This is a genomic window from Enterobacter sp. EC_64 (assembly GCF_019584165.1).
In the GTDB taxonomy this organism is placed as follows: Bacteria; Pseudomonadota; Gammaproteobacteria; order Enterobacterales; family Enterobacteriaceae; genus Enterobacter; species Enterobacter roggenkampii.
Genome location: NZ_VDAS01000021.1, coordinates 1 through 20,235 on the forward strand (window position 1 = coordinate 1; position 20,235 = coordinate 20,235).

The window sequence follows — 20,235 nt, forward strand, 5'->3', positions numbered from 1 at the left end:
GCTTTAGCGCGGTGGTCCCACCTGACCCCATGCCGAACTCAGAAGTGAAACGCCGTAGCGCCGATGGTAGTGTGGGGTCTCCCCATGTGAGAGTAGGGAACTGCCAGGCATCAAATTTAGTAGTAAGCCGGTGCATTAATCCGGTGGTTACAAGCAGTCTTCGGTGGAGCGGTAGTTCAGTCGGTTAGAATACCTGCCTGTCACGCAGGGGGTCGCGGGTTCGAGTCCCGTCCGTTCCGCCACTTATTAAGACATTAAGCCTGCCTTACTGGCAGGCTTAATGGCAAAAAACTTTAGGGGCGTAGCTCAGTTGGTAGAGCACCGGTCTCCAAAACCGGGTGTCGCGAGTTCGAGTCTCTCCGCCCCTGCCATATAGAATCCTTTGCTTCGGCAAAGGATTTTTTTTTGCCTGAAAGACTGTAAAAACGTCTCTTCTTACTATTCAGCCAGCATTCCTGCCGGCTGATGTATCAATCCATTACATTGATTTTTAACAGATCTTTTATCTGCGACTGCTTATCACTGTTTTGCAGCCAAATCGCATACAGCGGTCTGGTAAGCGTGGTGGAATCCATTACGGTATGCAGCCCAGCTTTAGTGTCTGCCCAGCGAACAGGTAACCAGGTACAACCTCTCAGCAAGGGCAGTTGCTGACAGGCGATCTCTGCAGAGCTGGTCGTTAACTGTGGGACGTCATCAGGTGCAATCAAGCCCGTCTCATGCTGCTGAAAATCAGGCCCCCATTCCAGGCGCAAATAGGTCAGGTCTGCCTTCATCATCGAAGGTTCAGAGGCATAAAGCGCCAGGCCAAACTGGCCCACAATCTGGCTGCTAAATTCGTCCATCTTGGGGGCTTCGGTTGTGATAAGAAGATCAAGCTGGCGCTCATGAAGTTGCTTAACCAGCGACTGCCGTTGCGCAATCCTGGCTTCAAATTGCAGGTGGCTATGAGATTGATAAAGCCGGGAAAGCCACTGACTGAGCATACATTCCCATAGGGAAGCGCTGGCCCCTATCGAGAACTCATTATGCCTCGAAGTATGTGCAACCTCTTTGCGTGCCGCCTGCCAGGTATTCATCAGCGTTTCTGCGTACGGCAGCAGTTTTTCGCCGGCGGGCGTGAGGCGGATATTGTTGCGATGGCGGGTAAAAAGATTCACACCCAGTTGATTTTCCAGCTGTCGAATACGAAAACTGACTGCTGACTGCGTCAGGTAAAGGGCTTCCGCTGCTCGCCCAAAGTGGCGTGTTCTGCTCACTTCAAGGAAAGTTTTAAGCAATTCCGTATCCACATCTTTCTCCGCAAAATTATTTGTCGTTATGATTTAAATGTTTTGTTTTACACTCTGTCAAGCGTAACTAATACTCCGCGCCATAAATAGCTCGGCCAAAGAATTAGGAGCGTGTAGGATGGCGGAAAGCTTTACGACGACTAATCGTTTTTTCGACAATAAACATTATCCGCGCGGGTTCTCTCGTCACGGCGATTTCACCATCAAAGAAGCTCAGCTGCTTGAGCGCCATGGTTATGCCTTTAACGAGCTGGATCTGGGCAAGCGTGAGCCTGCTACTGAAGACGAAAAACAGTTTGTTTCTGTTTGCCGTGGTGAGCGTGAGCCGCAGTCTGAAGCGGAACGTGTATGGATCAAGTATATGGCACGCATTAAGCGTCCAAAGCGCTTCCATACGCTGTCTGGCGGTAAGCCGCAGATGGAAGGTGCAGAAGACTACACCGAGTCTGATGACTAAGATGATAAGAAGGGGCTACGGCCCCTTTTTATGCCAGCAACTTCTGCAGGTGCAGCAGCAAACGATCGATAGCGCGGTAACTCAGCGCCTCCTGCAAGTGTTTCCTCTCAATGTCAGTACATCCCTCCACGTCAGCAATGGTTCTGGCCACTTTTAGCAAACGTTGCCACGCTCGTATAGACAGCCCAAAGCGCGTCAACGTCTCCTCAAGCCATCCTGCATCTTCACTGTTAAGCGAACAAAACTGCCGGATCCCGGCATTATCAAGCCGAGCATTCAGCCTGTTTTGACGGGCGTATTGTCGTGCCTGGGCAGCGATCACCCGCTCGCGCACTTTTACTGAGCTCTCACCCGTTATGCCCGTCTGCCTGAGCAGGCCCGGCGGCGGAAGGGGGATTTCGAGAGACAAATCGAAACGGTCGAGGAATGGGCCGGAAAGCTTTCCCAGATAGCGCAGCGTCTGCTCTGGCGTACAGCGGTTATGGTTGCCCTGATAATGCCCCGTCGGGCTGGGGTTCATCGCAGCGACCAGTTGAAACTGCGCGGGATAGCTTATTTTGGCCCGCGTGCGCGAGATATGTATTTCACCAGATTCAATAGGTTCTCTCAGTGCATCCAGCACGCGACGCTCAAACTCAGGCAACTCATCAAGAAACAGAATGCCATTGTGTGCCAGTGAAATCTCACCCGGTCCGGGGATAGACCCACCGCCGACCATTGCCGTCAGTGAAGCGCTATGATGTGGGGAACGAAAAGGGCGACGGCGCCACTGTTTTTGCAACGATGCCGAACTGATGAGGCTATATATGGCAGCGCTTTCCAGCGCTTCATGGTTATTGAGCGGCGGGAGCAACCCGCTCAGCCTGCTCGCCAGCATCGTTTTACCTGTACCAGGCGGGCCAATCAGCAGGAGATTGTGTCCACCTGCAGCCGTAATCTCCAGCGCCCGTTTACCTTGCTCCTGTCCCATGATCTCACTGAGATCTTCTGGCGTATCTGCTACAGCCTCGTCGCACTCCTCCGGCTCGGACAGTTCATGTCGGCCTTCCAGCCAGGCACACACTTCCTGAAGATGCCCGGCGATGAGACACCCCTTTTCGGCAATAAGACTCACTTCTGATGCGTTTTCATTGGCGACAATGATTTGCCGCCCTGCACGAATGGCTTCCAGCGCTCCCGATATCGCACCGGGAACGCCTCTCAATGCGCCTGTGAGCGCGAGTTCACCCACGAACTCGTACGAGCCTAGCCTGGTCGTAGTAAGCTGCTCAGAAGCCGCGAGAAGCGCAATGGCGATAGGTAAATCGTATCGCCCGCCCTCTTTGGGCAGATCGGCGGGGGCAAGGTTGATGGTGATCTTCTTCGCGGGGAAGGTATAACCGCTATTTATTATTGCGCTGCGAACGCGATCTCTGGCCTCTTTAACCGTCGTTTCAGGTAACCCGACAAGCGTGAGTCCGGGCAGCCCATTACTCAAATGAACCTCTACGGAAACAAGCGGTGCCTTTACCCCGAGAGCCGCACGCGTATAAACAACTGACAGTGACATTTGCACTACCTCCTGGTGTGACTATGCCAGTACGCGTTATGCCTGTTTAGCGCTATTTAGCGAATTTACGCTGCCTGTTCAGGAGTTTTAAAAGCACAATGAAACTATTGCACAATCGTGGAACCCTCCTCGCAGAGCGAAAAAAACCTGTTTTGACGGTTAGCGGAGGAGTAAAAAAGTGAAAAATATTCATTTTCTAATTTCCGTATATAAAACAACGATTTTAAGAAATATGATTCGCGGGCTAACCAAATCCGTCATAAATAAATCTTGTGTTTGATTTAAAAACTGTGATAACTCTTTAGGTATTCCTTCGAACAAGATGCAAAAAGAACTGAAAATGACAGCCCTTCTACGAGTGATTAGCCTGGTCGTGATTAGCGTGGTGGTGATTATTATCCCACCGTGCGGGGCTGCACTTGGACGAGGAAAGGCTTAGAAATCAAGCCTTAACGAACTAAGACCCCCGCACCGAAAGGTCCGGGGGTTTTTTTATGACTAAAAAACGTAAATGAGGAGCAGAGAATGACGACTAGCACAAAATTCTGTTTCTCCCGATTTATGACGGGGAACTAACTATGAATGGGGCACAGTGGGTAGTACATGCGTTGCGCGCGCAGGGAGTCGAGACAGTATTCGGTTATCCGGGTGGCGCAATTATGCCGATTTACGATGCACTGTATGACGGCGGCGTGGAGCACCTGTTGTGCCGACACGAGCAGGGCGCAGCGATGGCCGCCATCGGTTATGCCCGTGCCACCGGTAAAACCGGTGTCTGTATGGCGACCTCAGGTCCGGGCGCAACGAACCTGATCACCGGTCTGGCTGATGCACTGCTGGATTCTGTTCCCGTTGTTGCCATCACCGGACAGGTTGCCTCTCCGTTCATCGGCACCGACGCGTTCCAGGAAGTCGATGTACTCGGTTTATCGCTGGCCTGCACCAAACACAGTTTTCTCGTTCAGTCACTGGAAGAGCTGCCGCGCGTAATGGCGGAAGCATTCGAGGTTGCCAGCTCCGGCCGCCCTGGTCCGGTTCTGGTCGATATCCCGAAAGATATCCAGGTCGCACACGGCGAACTGGAGCCGCACTTCTCCACCGTTGGACACGACGACGCGTTTCCGCATGCGGAAGTCGAAGAGGCCCGTCAGATGCTGGCGCAGGCGAAACAGCCGATGCTGTACGTTGGTGGTGGCGTAGGTATGGCGCAGGCGGTTCCTGCCCTGCGCGAATTTATCGCGGCAACGCAAATGCCTGCCACCTGCACGCTGAAAGGGTTGGGTGCGGTAGATGCCGATTACCCCTACTATCTGGGCATGCTGGGGATGCACGGCACCAAAGCGGCAAACCTGGCGGTGCAGGCGTGCGATCTGCTCATCGCCGTAGGCGCCCGTTTTGACGACCGCGTCACCGGTAAGCTGAATACCTTTGCGCCGAACGCCAAAGTTATCCATATGGATATCGACCCGGCGGAAATGAACAAGCTGCGTCAGGCGCACGTCGCGCTGCAGGGCGATCTCAACGCGCTATTACCGGCATTGCAGCAGCCGCTGGATATCAACGCGTGGCGTCAGCACACCGCAGACATGCGCGCCGAGCACGCCTGGCGTTACGACCATCCCGGCGAGGCCATCTACGCGCCGCTGCTGTTGAAGCAGTTGTCCGACCGTAAGCCCGCCGACAGCGTGGTGACGACCGATGTCGGCCAGCATCAGATGTGGTCCGCCCAGCACATGACCTACACCCGTCCGGAAAACTTCATCACTTCCAGCGGGTTAGGGACGATGGGCTTCGGTCTGCCAGCCGCGGTTGGCGCACAGGTTGCCCGCCCGAACGATACCGTTATCTGTATCTCCGGTGACGGCTCCTTCATGATGAACGTTCAAGAGCTCGGCACCGTGAAGCGCAAGCAGTTACCGCTGAAGATCGTGTTGCTCGATAACCAGCGTTTAGGGATGGTTCGCCAGTGGCAACAGCTGTTCTTCCAGGAACGTTACAGTGAAACCACCCTGACCGATAACCCCGATTTCCTCACCCTGGCCAGCGCCTTCGGCATTCCTGGTCAGCACATCACCCGTAAAGACCAGGTTGAAGCGGCACTCGACACCATGCTGTCAAGCGAAGGGCCATACCTGCTTCATGTCTCAATCGACGAGCTTGAGAACGTCTGGCCGTTGGTACCGCCCGGTGCCAGTAACTCACAAATGCTGGAGAAATTATCATGATGCAACATCAGGTCGCCGTGCAGGCTCGCTTCAACCCGGAAACATTAGAACGCGTTTTGCGCGTGGTGCGTCATCGTGGTTTTCAGATTTGCTCTATGAATATGGAGACGGCCACCGACGCGCATAACATCAGTATCGAATTAACCGTTGCCAGCCCGCGGCCGGTCGACTTACTGTTTAGTCAGTTATCAAAGCTGGTAGACGTTGCCCATGTTGCCATCTGCCAGAGCACAACCACATCACAACAAATCCGCGCTTAAGCGTGACAGGACGAAAAAATGACGACAAAAAAAGCTGATTACATTTGGTTCAACGGTGAGATGGTTCGCTGGGAGGACGCGAAGGTCCACGTGATGTCCCACGCGCTGCATTACGGTACCTCCGTGTTTGAAGGCATCCGCTGCTACGATTCTCACAAAGGGCCAGTGGTGTTCCGCCATCGCGAACACATGCAGCGTCTGCATGACTCAGCCAAAATTTATCGTTTCCCGGTTTCTCAGAGCGTGGATGAGCTGATGGAAGCCTGCCGCGACGTGATCCGTAAGAACAACCTGACTAGCGCCTATATTCGTCCGCTGGTCTTCGTGGGCGACGTCGGCATGGGCGTGAACCCGCCAGCCGGTTACAACACCGATGTGATCATTGCCGCGTTCCCATGGGGTGCCTACCTGGGTGCTGAAGCCCTGGAGCAGGGGATCGACGCAATGGTCTCTTCCTGGAACCGCGTTGCACCCAACACCATCCCGACCGCGGCTAAAGCGGGCGGTAACTACCTTTCTTCCCTGCTGGTCGGCAGCGAAGCGCGCCGTCACGGCTACCAGGAAGGTATCGCGCTCGACGTGAATGGCTACATCTCCGAAGGCGCAGGTGAAAACCTGTTTGAAGTGAAAGACGGCATTCTGTTTACGCCGCCATTCACCTCGTCCGCGCTGCCGGGCATCACCCGTGATGCCATCATCAAGCTGGCGAAAGATCTGGGTATCGAAGTGCGCGAGCAGGTGCTGTCCCGCGAATCCCTGTACCTGGCCGATGAAGTGTTTATGTCCGGTACCGCGGCTGAAATCACCCCGGTGCGCAGCGTAGACGGTATCCAGGTGGGCGAAGGCCGCTGTGGCCCGGTGACCAAACGCATTCAGCAAGCGTTCTTTGGCCTCTTCACCGGCGAGACAGAAGATAAATACGGCTGGTTGGATCAGGTTAATCACTAAATATAAATTTGGGACGGCACGCACCGTCCCATTACATAGTCAGACGGGAGTAAATAAAGCATGCCTAAGTATCGTTCAGCCACCACCACCCACGGCCGCAACATGGCCGGTGCCCGCGCACTGTGGCGCGCCACCGGAATGACCGACGCCGATTTCGGCAAGCCAATTATCGCCGTGGTGAACTCCTTCACCCAGTTCGTACCGGGCCACGTGCACCTGCGCGATCTCGGTAAGCTGGTTGCCGAGCAAATCGAAGCCTCCGGCGGCGTGGCGAAAGAGTTCAACACCATTGCGGTGGATGACGGTATCGCGATGGGCCACGGGGGCATGCTCTATTCACTCCCGTCGCGCGAGCTGATCGCCGACTCGGTAGAGTACATGGTTAACGCCCACTGCGCCGATGCGATGGTCTGTATCTCCAACTGCGACAAAATCACCCCGGGGATGCTGATGGCCTCCCTGCGCCTGAACATTCCGGTGATCTTCGTCTCCGGTGGCCCGATGGAAGCGGGGAAAACCAAGCTCTCCGACAAAATCATCAAGCTCGACCTGGTCGATGCGATGATTCAGGGCGCGGACCCGAAAGTCTCTGACGAGCAGAGTGACCAGGTGGAGCGCTCCGCGTGCCCGACCTGCGGCTCCTGTTCCGGTATGTTCACGGCGAACTCCATGAACTGCCTGACCGAAGCGCTGGGTCTGTCTCAGCCGGGCAACGGCTCGCTGCTGGCGACCCACGCCGACCGTAAGCAGCTGTTCCTCAACGCCGGTAAACGCATCGTTGAACTGACTAAGCGCTACTACGAGCAGGACGACGCCAGCGCGCTGCCGCGCAGCATCGCCAGCAAAGCGGCGTTCGAGAACGCCATGACCCTGGACATCGCCATGGGCGGTTCCACCAACACCGTTCTGCACCTGCTGGCCGCCGCGCAGGAAGCCGAAATCGACTTCACCATGAGCGACATCGACAGGCTCTCCCGTAAAGTGCCGCAGCTGTGTAAGGTCGCACCGAGTACCCAGAAGTACCATATGGAAGACGTGCATCGCGCGGGTGGCGTCATCGGTATCCTCGGCGAGCTGGATCGCGCCGGGCTGCTGAACCGTGACGTGAAAAACGTGCTTGGCCTGTCGCTGCCGGAATCGCTGAACCAGTACGACGTGATGCTGACCAAAGACGACGCGGTGAAAAAGATGTTCCGCGCGGGCCCTGCTGGTATTCGTACTACCCAGGCGTTCTCGCAGGACTGCCGCTGGGATACCCTGGACGATGACCGCGCTGAAGGCTGCATCCGCTCGCTGGAGCATGCCTATAGCAAAGACGGCGGCCTGGCCGTGCTGTACGGTAACTTTGCGGAAAATGGCTGCATCGTGAAAACCGCTGGCGTGGACGACAGCATCCTGAAATTCACCGGTCCGGCGAAGGTGTACGAAAGCCAGGATGAAGCGGTAGACGCCATCCTCGGCGGCAAAGTGGTGGAAGGCGACGTGGTGGTCATTCGCTACGAGGGGCCGAAAGGCGGGCCGGGCATGCAGGAGATGCTCTACCCAACCACCTTCCTCAAATCCATGGGGCTCGGTAAAGCCTGCGCGCTAATCACCGACGGGCGTTTCTCCGGCGGCACCTCCGGCCTCTCTATCGGCCACGTTTCGCCAGAAGCGGCAAGCGGCGGCAACATTGCGATCATCGAAGACGGCGATCTTATCGAAATCGACATTCCGAATCGCGGCATTCAGCTCAAGCTGAGCGATCGGGAAATTGCGGCCCGTCGTGAAGCGCAGGAAGCCCGCGGCGACAAAGCCTGGACGCCGAAAGACCGCCAGCGCGAAGTCTCCTTCGCCCTGCGCGCCTACGCGAGCCTTGCCACCAGTGCAGATAAAGGCGCGGTGCGCGATAAATCGAAACTTGGGGGCTAATGATGGCCGAGTCACAACCCTTATCCGCCGCCCCCGAGGGGGCGGAATATCTCAGGGCGGTGCTGCGCGCACCGGTCTATGAAGCCGTTCAGGTCACGCCCCTGCAGAAAATGGAAAAACTCTCTTCGCGCCTCGACAACGTTATTCTGGTGAAGCGCGAAGACCGCCAGCCGGTGCACAGCTTCAAGCTGCGCGGTGCCTACGCGATGATGGCCGGGCTGACCGACGAGCAGAAAGCGCGCGGGGTGATTACCGCATCGGCGGGCAACCACGCGCAGGGCGTGGCGTTCTCGTCTGCCCGTCTGGGGCTGAAAGCGCTGATCGTGATGCCGGTTGCTACCGCCGATATCAAGGTCGACGCGGTGCGCGGTTTCGGCGGCGAAGTCTTGCTCCACGGGGCCAACTTTGACGAAGCAAAAGCCAAAGCGATTGAGCTGGCGCAGCAGCAGGGGTTCACCTGGGTGCCGCCGTTCGACCACCCGATGGTGATTGCCGGCCAGGGGACGCTGGCGCTTGAACTGCTGCAGCAGGATGCCCATCTCGACCGCGTCTTTGTCCCGGTGGGCGGCGGTGGTTTAGCCGCAGGCGTGGCGGTGCTGATCAAACAGCTGATGCCGCAGATCAAAGTCATTGCCGTGGAAGCGGAAGACTCCGCCTGCCTGAAAGCGGCGTTGGATGCCGGGCATCCGGTCGACCTGCCGCGCGTCGGGCTGTTTGCCGAGGGCGTGGCGGTGAAGCGCATTGGCGACGAAACGTTCCGCCTGTGCCGGGAATATCTCGACGATATCGTCACGGTGGACAGCGACGCTATCTGCGCGGCGATGAAAGATCTGTTCGAAGACGTGCGTGCGGTGGCGGAACCCTCCGGCGCGCTGGCGCTGGCGGGCATGAAAAAATACATCGCGCAGCACAACATCCGCGGCGAGCGTCTGGCGCACGTGCTTTCCGGTGCCAACGTGAACTTCCACGGCCTGCGCTACGTGTCCGAGCGTTGCGAGCTCGGCGAACAGCGTGAAGCGCTGCTGGCGGTGACCATTCCGGAAGAGAAGGGCAGCTTCCTGAAGTTCTGTCAGCTGCTGGGTGGACGTTCGGTGACGGAGTTTAACTACCGTTTTGCCGATGCCAAAGACGCCTGCATTTTTGTCGGCGTGCGTCTGAGCCGCGGCGTGGAGGAGCGCAAAGAGATCCTCAGCCTGCTGCATGAGGGCGGCTATAGCGTGGTCGATCTCTCCGACGACGAGATGGCGAAGCTGCACGTGCGTTACATGGTCGGCGGCCGTCCTTCCAAGCCGCTCAGGGAACGCCTGTTCAGCTTTGAGTTCCCGGAATCGCCGGGCGCGTTGCTCAAGTTTCTGCACACGCTGGGCACGCACTGGAACATCTCTCTGTTCCACTACCGCAGCCACGGCACCGACTACGGCCGCGTGCTGGCGGCGTTCGAACTGGGCGAGCACGAGCCGGATTTCGAAACGCGGCTGAACGAGCTGGGCTACGAGTGCCATGACGAAACCCACAACCCGGCGTTCCGCTTCTTCCTGGCAGGCTAAGGGCTGAGCGGCATGTAGGCCGGGTAAGCGCAGCGCCACCCGGCTTTAGTGGTTCGGCAGTATCGTCCAGAACGCATCAATAAGCGGCTCATGCAGCCGCTTTTTTTGTGCGCACACGCCAAGCTCAAACGGCGTTTTCTCGTCGCTGCGCTCTAAAATCATCACGCGATTGCGCACCGGCTCCGGGCTGTTGTCCAGCACCACTTCCGGCAGCAGCGCCACGCCGCAGCCCAGCGCCACCATCGACACCATCGCCTCATGGCCGCTGACGGTGGCGTAAATCGACGGGTTGCTGATTTTCTGACGGCGGAACCACAGCTCTATGCGGCGACGCACCGGTCCCTGATCGGCCATGATAAACGGCACCGTGGACCAGTCCGGTTTTTCCACCGATACCTGGTTACGCACCGGGCAGGGCAGCGCGGGGGCAATCAACACCACCGCCAGATTTTCCAGCATCGAGAACGCTACCGCGCCCGGCAGGGTTTCCGGCTTCCCGGCAATGGCGAGATCCGCTTCGCCTGTCACCACTTTTTCCATCGCGTCGGCAGCGTCGCCGGTAGTGAGCTTAATTTCAACCGACGGATGCGCCGCGCGAAAGCGGTCAAGGATGGGCGGCAGATGGCTGTAGGCGGCGGTCACGGAGCAGAAAATATGCAACTCACCGGAGAGTGACGGCCCCTGCTGATCGATAGAGTGCCGCAGCTGCTGGTACTGCAGCAGCGTCTGCTGGGCAAAAATGCGCAGCTCTTCGCCCGCTTCCGTGAGGGTGACGGTGCGGTTATCGCGCACGAACAGCGGCTGCCCGAGGTCTTCCTCAAGGCGCTGGATCTGGCGCGACAGCGTGGAGGGGCTGACGTGCATCGCCCGGGCGCTGCGGCCAAAGTGACGGCTTTCCGCCAGGTGCAGGAACATTTTCAGATCGCGTAAATCCACCGATTCCACTCCCTCTTTTTACATTGCATAAATTGCAATGTGACGTTGTGAATATATCAATTTCCGCAATAAATTTCCTGTTGTAATGTGGGTACATTCTCGCTGAAACGCGAACCGAACAATAAGACACACAACATCACGAGGTATCACCCATGGCTAACTACTTTAATACACTGAACTTGCGCCAGCAGCTGGCGCAGCTGGGCAAATGCCGCTTCATGGCGCGCGATGAATTTGCCGATGGCGCGAGCTACCTTCAGGGTAAAAAAGTGGTCATCGTCGGCTGTGGCGCACAGGGTCTGAACCAGGGCCTGAACATGCGTGACTCCGGTCTGGATATCTCCTACGCACTGCGCAAAGAAGCGATTGCCGAGAAGCGCGCTTCATGGCGTAAAGCGACCGAAAACGGCTTCAAAGTGGGTACCTACGAAGAGCTGATCCCGCAGGCGGATCTGGTGGTTAACCTGACGCCGGACAAGCAGCACTCTGACGTTGTGCGTTCCGTACAGCCGCTGATGAAAGACGGCGCGGCGCTGGGTTACTCCCACGGCTTCAACATCGTTGAAGTGGGCGAGCAGATCCGTAAAGACATCACCGTAGTGATGGTGGCACCGAAGTGCCCGGGTACCGAAGTCCGTGAAGAGTACAAACGTGGCTTCGGCGTGCCGACGCTGATCGCGGTTCACCCGGAAAACGATCCGAAAGGCGAAGGCATGGCGATTGCCAAGGCATGGGCAGCGGCGACCGGCGGCCACCGTGCGGGCGTGCTGGAATCGTCCTTCGTTGCCGAAGTGAAATCTGACCTGATGGGCGAGCAGACCATTCTGTGCGGCATGCTGCAGGCCGGTTCTCTGCTGTGCTTCGATAAGCTGGTGGAAGAGGGCACCGACCCGGCATACGCGGAAAAACTGATTCAGTTCGGCTGGGAAACCATCACCGAAGCGCTGAAGCAGGGCGGTATTACGCTGATGATGGACCGTCTGTCCAACCCGGCAAAACTGCGTGCTTACGCGCTGTCTGAACAGCTGAAAACCATCATGGCGCCGCTGTTCCAGAAACATATGGACGACATCATCTCCGGCGAGTTCTCTTCCGGCATGATGGCTGACTGGGCGAACGACGATAAGAAACTGCTGACCTGGCGTGAAGAGACCGGTAAGACCGCGTTCGAAACCGCGCCACAGTACGAAGGTAAAATCGGCGAGCAGGAGTACTTCGATAAAGGCGTCCTGATGATTGCGATGGTGAAAGCAGGCGTTGAGCTGGCGTTCGAAACCATGGTGGATTCCGGCATCATTGAAGAGTCTGCGTACTACGAATCACTGCACGAGCTGCCGCTGATCGCGAACACCATCGCCCGTAAGCGTCTGTACGAAATGAACGTGGTTATCTCGGATACCGCAGAATACGGTAACTACCTGTTCTCTTACGCCTGCGTACCGCTGCTGAAAGAGTTTATGACCACTCTGCAGCCGGGCGATCTGGGTAAAGCGATTGCAGAAGGTGCCGTGGACAACGCGCAGCTGCGCGACGTGAACGAAGCCATTCGCAGCCACCAGATCGAGAAAGTGGGTCACAAACTGCGTGGCTACATGACCGACATGAAGCGTATCGCGGTAGCGGGTTAACAACCTTGTCGGGTGGCGCTTTGCTTACCCGACCTACAAAACCGTAAGATGTAGGCCGGGTAAGGCGCAGCCGCCACCCGGCTTGTTTATTTGCGGTACAGCACTTTAATCACGTGGTAGCCGAACTGCGTGTGCAGCGGGCCGGTTGGCTCCAGCACCGGGCAGGAGAAGACCACTTTATCGAATGCCGGTACCATCTGACCCTGGCGGAATTCACCCAGATCGCCGCCGCGTTTGCCTGACGGACAGATAGAGTGCTTCTTCGCCAGCTTGCCGAAGTCGGCGCCGTTTTTGATCTGCTCCAGAAGATCCAGAGCCAGTTTCTCTTCTTTAACAAGAATATGCAGTGCTGCTGCTGTTTTTGCCATGATCGTGCCTTGAGTGGTATGGATTAGGCTCGCTATACTACCACGCTGTTATTCTCCCCTCCTGACTTTCATTGAGTGATCATTTATGCGTTTAAACCCCGGACAACAACAAGCCGTCGAATTTGTCACCGGACCGTGTCTGGTGCTGGCGGGTGCAGGATCCGGCAAAACGCGCGTTATCACCAATAAAATTGCGCACCTGATCCGCGGCTGTGGCTATCAGGCCCGGCACATTGCGGCGGTGACGTTTACCAATAAAGCGGCGCGTGAGATGAAAGAGCGTGTCGGCCAGACCCTGGGGCGTAAAGAGGCGCGCGGCCTGATGATCTCCACCTTCCACACGCTGGGGCTGGATATCATCAAACGCGAGTATGCGGCGCTGGGAATGAAGTCCAACTTCTCGCTCTTCGATGATACCGACCAGGTGGCGTTGCTCAAAGAGCTCACCGAGGGGCTGATCGAAGATGACAAGGTGCTGTTGCAGCAGCTGATCTCAACGATCTCAAACTGGAAAAACGATCTGATGACCCCGGCCCAGGCCGCGGCGATCGCCAAAGGCGAACGGGATCGGATCTTCGCCCACTGCTACGGTCTGTACGATGCGCACATGAAAGCGTGCAACGTGCTGGACTTTGACGACCTGATTCTGCTGCCCACGCTGCTGCTGCAGCGGAACGAAGAGGTTCGCGAGCGCTGGCAGAACAAAATCCGTTACCTGTTGGTGGATGAGTATCAGGACACCAACACCAGCCAGTACGAGCTGGTGAAGCTGCTGGTGGGGCAGCGCGCGCGTTTCACCGTTGTCGGCGACGACGACCAGTCAATTTACTCCTGGCGCGGCGCGCGTCCGCAAAACCTGGTGCTGCTGAGCAAAGATTTCCCCGCCCTGCAGGTGATTAAGCTGGAGCAAAACTACCGCTCCTCCGGGCGTATACTGAAGGCAGCAAATATCCTGATTGCCAATAACCCGCACGTGTTTGAGAAGCGTCTCTTCTCCGAGCTGGGTTACGGTACTGAATTGAAGGTGCTCAGCGCCAATAATGAAGAGCATGAGGCGGAGCGCGTGACGGGCGAACTGATCGCCCACCACTTCGTCAATAAAACCGAATATAAGGATTACGCGATCCTCTATCGCGGCAATCACCAGTCGCGCGTCTTTGAAAAGATGCTGATGCAGAACCGCATCCCGTACAAAATTTCGGGCGGTACGTCGTTCTTCTCACGGCCAGAGATTAAAGATCTGCTGGCCTATCTGCGCGTCCTCACGAACCCGGATGACGACAGCGCGTTTCTGCGCATCGTGAATACGCCGAAGCGCGAGATTGGCCCTGCGACGCTGCAAAAGCTGGGCGAGTGGGCGATGACGCGTAATAAAAGCCTGTTTACCGCCAGCTTCGACATGGGGCTGAGTCAGACGTTAACCGGCCGCGGTTACGATTCGTTAACACGATTCACCCACTGGCTCGGCGAAGTGCAGCGTCTTGCGGAGCGCGAGCCGGTGGCGGCGGTGCGCGATCTCATTCACGGCATCGACTATGAGTCCTGGCTGTACGAAACCTCGGCCAGCCCGAAAGCCGCTGAGATGCGCATGAAGAACGTTAACCAGCTCTTCAGCTGGATGACCGAAATGCTGGAGGGATCCGACATCGACGAGCCGATGACCCTGACGCAGGTCGTCACCCGCTTTACCCTGCGCGACATGATGGAGCGCGGCGAGAGCGAAGAAGAGGCCGATCAGGTTCAGCTGATGACGCTGCATGCGTCCAAAGGGCTGGAGTTCCCGTATGTGTATCTGGTTGGTATGGAAGAGGGATTGTTACCGCACCAGAGCAGCATTGACGAAGATAACGTCGACGAGGAGCGCCGCCTGGCCTACGTGGGGATTACTCGCGCGCAGAAAGAGCTGACGTTCACGCTGTGTAAAGAGCGCCGTCAGTATGGCGAACTCGTCCGCCCGGAGCCGAGCCGTTTCCTGCTGGAGCTGCCGCAGGACGACCTGATCTGGGAACAGGAACGCAAAGTGATTACCGCAGAAGAGCGGATGCACAAGGGGCAGGCTAACGTGGCGAACATTCGCGCCATGCTGGCAAAAGCCAAAGAGAAAGGATAATGATGAGTAGGCCGGGTAAGGCGAAGCCGCCACCCGGCAATGTTCAGCGTATTACTTCACTTCCAGCACCCAGTGCACATAGCTTTGCCACTGGCACTCCTGCTCGATCATCTCTGCCCCAAGCGGGTGACGCTCAATCCAGTTTTCCGGTAACGTCAGCGACAGTTTTTCGTCATCGGCCACCAGATTGATTGCAGGCAACAAATCATCGCGACGGCGGCTGGCAAAGAGAATCGCCAGACGCAGCAGGCGGCACAGATGCTCGGCTACGCGCGGCGGTACGGCGTTTTGCTGATGCAAGGATGAGAGATCAACGGCGTTGGTCTGGTTCAGCAGCAGCGTTGCCAGCAGCTTTTTCTGTGCGGGCGTGTAGCCCGGTAAATCCAGGTTGCGAACCAGATACGCTGCGTGAGCGGGGGCCTGCTTAAAATCGATGCTCAGCCCCACTTCATGCAGCGCACAGGCGCTCAGCAGTAAATCGCGGCTCAGATGATCAAGATCCCAGACGTTAGCGACCTGATCGGCGAAGCGAGATGCCAGCTGCGATACGCGTCCTGCCTGATCGATATCGACCAGAAAACGACGCTGTACGTTGCGCAGGGTTCGGCTGCGGATATCCTGATCGACCGACAGATGCAGCATCCCGTAGACCAGGCCTTCGCGCAGCGCGCCGCCGGCAAGGGTCATACACTGGATGTTGAGCTCGGTGAAAATGGCGATCAGAATGGCCAGCCCGCTCGGGAAGACCAGCGCGCGTTCCAGCGTCAGGCCTTCAATTTCCAGTTCTTCCAGGCGTCCGCACTGGATGGCGCGCTGTTTTAGCTGCTGAAGTTTGGCAAGCGTAATCCGCTCGTCCATTCCCTGCGCCATCATGATTTCCTGCAGGGCCTGCACGGTCCCCGACGCACCCACGCACACTTTCCAGCCGTGATAGCGCAGTTCGTCCATCACGGGACGTAATACCTCGCGCGCGGCATTTTCTGCCTCGTCGAAGTTCTCTTTACCCAGATTACGATCGGTAAAATAGCGCTCAAGCCAGGTCACGCAGCCCATCGACAGGCTGAACAGCGACGTAGCCTGCGCGCCGGTGCCGGTCACCAGCTCGGTACTGGCTCCGCCGATATCCACCACCAGGCGGCGATCGTCACCCCCCGTGGTGTGTGCAACCCCCTGATAAATCAAGCGAGCTTCTTCTTCACCGCTAATAACCTGAACCGGGCAACCGAGAATCTCCTGCGCTCTGGCAATAAAATCCACGGCGTTAACCGCCAGGCGGAGTGTCGCAGTGGCGACAACGGTGATTTGGGCGTGCGGGATATCCTGCAGACGCTCGGCAAAGAGTCGCAGGCACTGCCAGCCACGTTCCATGGCTTCAGGCGAGAGGTGATTGTCGCTGCTCAGGCCCGCCGCGAGGCGGACCTTGCGCTTAATGCGCGTCAGCGTTTGTATGCTTCCCGCCACCTCGCGCACAACCAGCATATGAAAACTATTCGAACCGAGATCAATTGCCGCATAAAGCGAGGTGGAGCTGAGCATATTTTCTTAACCTGAACGACGACGATTACGCGGTGCGCCGCCTGAACGACGCGGACCATTGCCGGAGCGTGGGCGGGTAAGACGCTTAGGCGGCGGCAGTTCGCTTAACAGCGCTTCCGGATTGTATTTGCTCTGCGGAATAGAGTGACCGATGTAGGTCTCAATGGCCGGAAGGTTCAGCGCATACTCTTCACACGCAAGGCTAATAGAGTGACCGCTTGCGCCCGCGCGACCGGTACGACCGATACGGTGTACGTAGTCTTCGCAGTCGTCTGGCAGATCGTAGTTAAAGACGTGCGTTACGGCTGGAATGTGTAAACCACGTGCAGCCACGTCGGTGGCGACCAGAATATCGAGATCGCCGCGGGTGAACTCTTCAAGAATACGCAGGCGTTTTTTCTGCGCCACGTCTCCGGTCAACAGGCCAACACGGTGACCATCGGCAGCCAGGTGGCCCCAGATGTCTTCACAACGGTGTTTGGTGTTCGCAAAGATGATGGCGCGATCTGGCCACTCTTCTTCAATCAGCGTTTGCAGCAGGCGCATTTTCTCTTCATTAGAAGGATAGAAGAGCTCTTCTTTAATGCGGTGACCCGTTTTCTGCTCCGGTTCCACTTCTACGTATTCAGCGTTGTTCATCTGTTCGAACGCCAGCTCGCGAACGCGGTAGGAGAGGGTTGCAGAGAACAGCATATTCAGGCGCTGATTAGCCGGAGGCATACGGCGGAACAGCCAGCGGATGTCTTTAATGAAGCCCAGATCGTACATGCGGTCAGCTTCATCGAGCACCACAACCTGGATGGCACCGAGGTTAATGTGGTTCTGTTTGGCGTAATCGATAAGACGGCCGGTGGTACCGATCAGGATATCCACACCGCTTTCCAGCACTTTCAGCTGTTTATCGTAGCCGTCGCCGCCATAGGCCAGGCCCAGCTTCAGGCCGGTAGCCTGCGCCAGGGGTTCAGCGTCTGCGTGGATCTGTACCGCCAGTTCTCGCGTCGGGGCCATAATTAGCGCGCGCGGCTGGTTAACTTTGCGGTCTGCAATCGCTGGGTGAGAAAGTAAATAATGAAACGTTGACGTTAAAAACGCCATCGTTTTGCCGGTACCGGTTTGCGCCTGCCCGGCAACATCGCGACCGGCCAGCGTCAGCGGCAGCGCGAGGGCCTGAATGGGCGTGCAGTTATGAAACCCTTTATTTTCAAGGGCTTCAATCACCTTCGGGTGCAGCGCGAAGTCGGAAAACTTCTGTTCTGTTAAATGTGTTTTGCTCATAGTGTGGTAGAATATCAGCTTACTATTGCTTTACGAAAGCGTATCCGGTGAAATAAAGTCAACCTTTAGTTGGTTAATGCGACATCAACGCGTCGTTGGTGGAGACAAAACCAACGTACCAGGCTTATTCCTGTGGAGTTATATATGAGCGATAAAATTATTCACCTGACTGACGACAGTTTTGACACGGACGTACTTAAGGCTGACGGGCTGATCCTCGTCGATTTCTGGGCTGAATGGTGTGGTCCTTGCAAAATGATCGCCCCGATTCTGGATGAGATCGCCGACGAATATCAGGGCAAACTGACCGTTGCCAAGCTGAACATCGACCAGAACCCGGGCACCGCACCAAAATACGGTATCCGTGGTATTCCGACCCTGCTGCTGTTCAAAAACGGCGAAGTGGCGGCGACCAAAGTGGGCGCGCTGTCCAAAGGTCAACTGAAAGAGTTCCTCGACGCTAACCTGGCGTAAGGTTTCTCCGCTGTGCGTTCAGAGCCCCCGGCTAAATGATTCGGAACTCTGGACGCCCGGCTGAAGTCGTGCTAAGTTAGCTATGACTTCGTTTTAAACATATCTTGTTGTTTGAATCTTGTTTTACCCGATACTTCCCGTTGTTAACATGAACAGTGCGTGAAGTGGCTAAATTCCGGGCTTGTCACTCAATCCGTCTTGTCGTTTCAGTTCTGCGTTCTTTCCCTGTGACCAGACAGCGAACAGACATGAGTTGATGGCCGCTAAACAGGCATGGATGACCCTGCCATACCATTCACAACATTAAGTTCGAGAATCACCCCGAGTTTAAGAACCCACACCATTATGAATCTTACCGAATTAAAGAATACGCCGGTTTCTGAGCTGATCACTCTCGGCGAAAATATGGGGCTGGAAAACCAGGCTCGTATGCGCAAGCAGGACATCATTTTCGCCATCCTGAAGCAGCACGCTAAGAGTGGCGAAGATATCTTTGGCGACGGTGTGCTGGAGATATTGCAAGACGGATTTGGTTTCCTCCGCTCTGCAGACAGCTCCTACCTCGCCGGCCCTGACGACATCTACGTATCCCCCAGCCAAATCCGCCGTTTCAACCTCCGCACTGGTGACACCATTTCAGGTAAGATTCGTCCTCCTAAAGAGGGTGAACGCTACTTTGCGCTGTTGAAAGTCAATGAAGTTAACTTCGATAAGCCAGAAAACTCACGCAATAAGATCCTCTTTGAGAACTTAACGCCGCTGCACGCGAACTCTCGCCTGCGTATGGAGCGTGGTAACGGTTCTACCGAAGACTTAACCGCGCGCGTTCTGGATCTGGCCTCACCAATCGGTCGTGGTCAGCGTGGTCTGATTGTGGCGCCGCCAAAAGCGGGTAAAACCATGCTGCTGCAGAACATCGCGCAGAGCATTGCTTACAACCACCCTGACTGTGTGCTGATGGTGCTGCTGATTGACGAACGTCCGGAAGAAGTGACCGAGATGCAGCGTCTGGTTAAAGGTGAAGTGGTTGCTTCTACCTTCGACGAACCAGCATCTCGCCACGTTCAGGTTGCGGAAATGGTTATCGAGAAGGCAAAACGCCTGGTTGAGCACAAGAAAGACGTGATCATCCTGCTCGATTCCATCACCCGTCTGGCGCGTGCCTACAACACCGTGGTCCCGGCGTCTGGTAAAGTCCTGACCGGTGGTGTGGATGCTAACGCCCTGCATCGTCCAAAACGTTTCTTCGGTGCTGCACGTAACGTCGAAGAGGGCGGCAGCCTGACCATCATCGCGACCGCGCTGATTGATACCGGCTCCAAAATGGACGAAGTGATTTACGAAGAGTTTAAAGGGACAGGCAACATGGAACTGCACCTCTCTCGTAAGATCGCTGAAAAACGCGTCTTCCCGGCAATCGACTACAACCGTTCCGGTACCCGTAAAGAAGAGCTGCTCACCACCCAGGAAGAGCTGCAGAAAATGTGGATCCTGCGCAAAATCATCCATCCAATGGGTGAAATCGACGCGATGGAGTTCCTCATTAACAAACTGGCAATGACCAAAACCAACGACGATTTCTTCGACATGATGAAACGCTCGTAACGCAAATAAAGCCAGCGAACGCCACGTTTTTACGTGGCGTTTTTCTTTTATGGACTATACGCTAGTACCACCTACTCCCAATTTTGACCTGTCGGTGCGACAATAAGACCGTTT

At 56.4% G+C, this 20,235-nt stretch carries 18 protein-coding genes, 2 tRNA genes and 1 rRNA gene; 15 read left to right on the plus strand and 6 right to left on the minus strand.

The window, feature by feature from the left end; translation table 11 throughout:
* From rrf to FHC52_RS16315, 3 genes are all read left to right on the plus strand, one after another.
* Positions 1-109: ribosomal RNA gene (gene rrf / locus FHC52_RS16305) — 5S ribosomal RNA — on the plus strand; the annotation flags it as partial.
* A gap of 56 nt (positions 110-165) precedes the next feature.
* A tRNA-Asp gene (locus FHC52_RS16310) sits at positions 166-242 on the plus strand.
* 53 nt (positions 243-295) lie between these two features.
* Positions 296-371: transfer RNA gene (locus FHC52_RS16315), tRNA-Trp, on the plus strand.
* 99 nt (positions 372-470) lie between these two features.
* Here FHC52_RS16315 and hdfR read toward each other — a convergent pair.
* Positions 471-1,292, minus strand: a complete 822-nt coding sequence (hdfR, locus tag FHC52_RS16320; RefSeq protein ID WP_023293582.1) for an HTH-type transcriptional regulator HdfR — start codon at positions 1,290-1,292, stop codon at positions 471-473.
* A 118-nt stretch (positions 1,293-1,410) separates the two neighbouring features.
* Here hdfR and FHC52_RS16325 point away from each other — a divergent pair, with 118 nt between their 5' ends.
* Positions 1,411-1,749, plus strand: coding sequence for a DUF413 domain-containing protein (locus FHC52_RS16325; RefSeq protein ID WP_008501577.1), 339 nt, complete (start codon positions 1,411-1,413; stop codon positions 1,747-1,749).
* 28 nt (positions 1,750-1,777) lie between these two features.
* On the opposite strand, the gene FHC52_RS16330 is transcribed toward FHC52_RS16325, so the two are convergent.
* Complete coding sequence (locus tag FHC52_RS16330) at positions 1,778-3,298, minus strand: YifB family Mg chelatase-like AAA ATPase (protein WP_213802874.1); 1,521 nt, start codon at positions 3,296-3,298, stop codon at positions 1,778-1,780.
* A gap of 340 nt (positions 3,299-3,638) precedes the next feature.
* On the opposite strand from FHC52_RS16330, the gene ilvL reads away from it, so the two are divergent.
* The 7 genes from ilvL (at position 3,639) to ilvA (ending at position 10,189) form a co-directional block, all read left to right on the plus strand.
* On the plus strand, positions 3,639-3,737 hold the full coding sequence (gene ilvL / locus FHC52_RS16335) for an ilv operon leader peptide (RefSeq protein ID WP_001311244.1): 99 nt from the start codon (positions 3,639-3,641) through the stop codon (positions 3,735-3,737).
* A gap of 86 nt (positions 3,738-3,823) precedes the next feature.
* Complete coding sequence (gene ilvX / locus FHC52_RS16340; protein ID WP_166792073.1) at positions 3,824-3,874, plus strand: peptide IlvX; 51 nt, start codon at positions 3,824-3,826, stop codon at positions 3,872-3,874.
* A 2-nt stretch (positions 3,875-3,876) separates the two neighbouring features.
* Complete coding sequence (ilvG, locus tag FHC52_RS16345) at positions 3,877-5,523, plus strand: acetolactate synthase 2 catalytic subunit (RefSeq protein ID WP_023293580.1); 1,647 nt, start codon at positions 3,877-3,879, stop codon at positions 5,521-5,523.
* A complete protein-coding gene (gene ilvM / locus FHC52_RS16350) occupies positions 5,520-5,783 on the plus strand; it encodes an acetolactate synthase 2 small subunit (RefSeq protein ID WP_063616834.1) in 264 nt (87 codons plus the stop codon). Before ilvG ends, ilvM begins: the two co-directional genes overlap by 4 nt.
* Before the next feature lie 18 nt (positions 5,784-5,801).
* A complete protein-coding gene (gene ilvE, locus FHC52_RS16355; protein ID WP_023326297.1) occupies positions 5,802-6,731 on the plus strand; it encodes a branched-chain-amino-acid transaminase in 930 nt (309 codons plus the stop codon).
* Between the two features lie 60 nt (positions 6,732-6,791).
* Positions 6,792-8,642: a dihydroxy-acid dehydratase gene (gene ilvD, locus FHC52_RS16360; RefSeq protein ID WP_063616833.1), complete on the plus strand. Its 1,851-nt coding sequence runs from the start codon at positions 6,792-6,794 to the stop codon at positions 8,640-8,642.
* A 2-nt stretch (positions 8,643-8,644) separates the two neighbouring features.
* Positions 8,645-10,189: a threonine ammonia-lyase, biosynthetic gene (gene ilvA, locus FHC52_RS16365; RefSeq protein WP_025912232.1), complete on the plus strand. Its 1,545-nt coding sequence runs from the start codon at positions 8,645-8,647 to the stop codon at positions 10,187-10,189.
* Between the two features lie 45 nt (positions 10,190-10,234).
* Here the strand turns inward: ilvA and ilvY are convergent, their stop codons facing one another.
* Positions 10,235-11,125, minus strand: a complete 891-nt coding sequence (gene ilvY / locus FHC52_RS16370) for an HTH-type transcriptional activator IlvY (protein WP_023293577.1) — start codon at positions 11,123-11,125, stop codon at positions 10,235-10,237.
* Positions 11,126-11,277: 152 nt separating this feature from the next.
* Here ilvY and ilvC point away from each other — a divergent pair, with 152 nt between their 5' ends.
* Positions 11,278-12,753, plus strand: a complete 1,476-nt coding sequence (gene ilvC / locus FHC52_RS16375) for a ketol-acid reductoisomerase (protein ID WP_008501571.1) — start codon at positions 11,278-11,280, stop codon at positions 12,751-12,753.
* 86 nt (positions 12,754-12,839) lie between these two features.
* Here the strand turns inward: ilvC and ppiC are convergent, their stop codons facing one another.
* Positions 12,840-13,121, minus strand: a complete 282-nt coding sequence (ppiC, locus tag FHC52_RS16380) for a peptidylprolyl isomerase PpiC (RefSeq protein WP_008501570.1) — start codon at positions 13,119-13,121, stop codon at positions 12,840-12,842.
* Between the two features lie 85 nt (positions 13,122-13,206).
* Between ppiC and rep the strand changes: the two genes are divergently transcribed.
* Complete coding sequence (gene rep, locus FHC52_RS16385; RefSeq protein WP_023345099.1) at positions 13,207-15,231, plus strand: DNA helicase Rep; 2,025 nt, start codon at positions 13,207-13,209, stop codon at positions 15,229-15,231.
* 51 nt (positions 15,232-15,282) lie between these two features.
* Here rep and gppA read toward each other — a convergent pair whose 3' ends face one another.
* The gene (gppA, locus tag FHC52_RS16390; protein WP_021242833.1) at positions 15,283-16,767 is read right to left on the minus strand and encodes a guanosine-5'-triphosphate,3'-diphosphate diphosphatase; all 1,485 of its coding nucleotides are present in this window, start codon (positions 16,765-16,767) and stop codon (positions 15,283-15,285) included.
* Between the two features lie 6 nt (positions 16,768-16,773).
* On the minus strand, positions 16,774-18,042 hold the full coding sequence (rhlB, locus tag FHC52_RS16395) for an ATP-dependent RNA helicase RhlB (protein ID WP_021242834.1): 1,269 nt from the start codon (positions 18,040-18,042) through the stop codon (positions 16,774-16,776).
* A gap of 144 nt (positions 18,043-18,186) precedes the next feature.
* On the opposite strand from rhlB, the gene trxA reads away from it, so the two are divergent.
* Positions 18,187-18,516, plus strand: a complete 330-nt coding sequence (trxA, locus tag FHC52_RS16400) for a thioredoxin TrxA (protein WP_006179218.1) — start codon at positions 18,187-18,189, stop codon at positions 18,514-18,516.
* Between the two features lie 345 nt (positions 18,517-18,861).
* Positions 18,862-20,121, plus strand: coding sequence for a transcription termination factor Rho (rho, locus tag FHC52_RS16405; RefSeq protein WP_008501566.1), 1,260 nt, complete (start codon positions 18,862-18,864; stop codon positions 20,119-20,121).
* Positions 20,122-20,235: the final 114 nt, after the last annotated feature.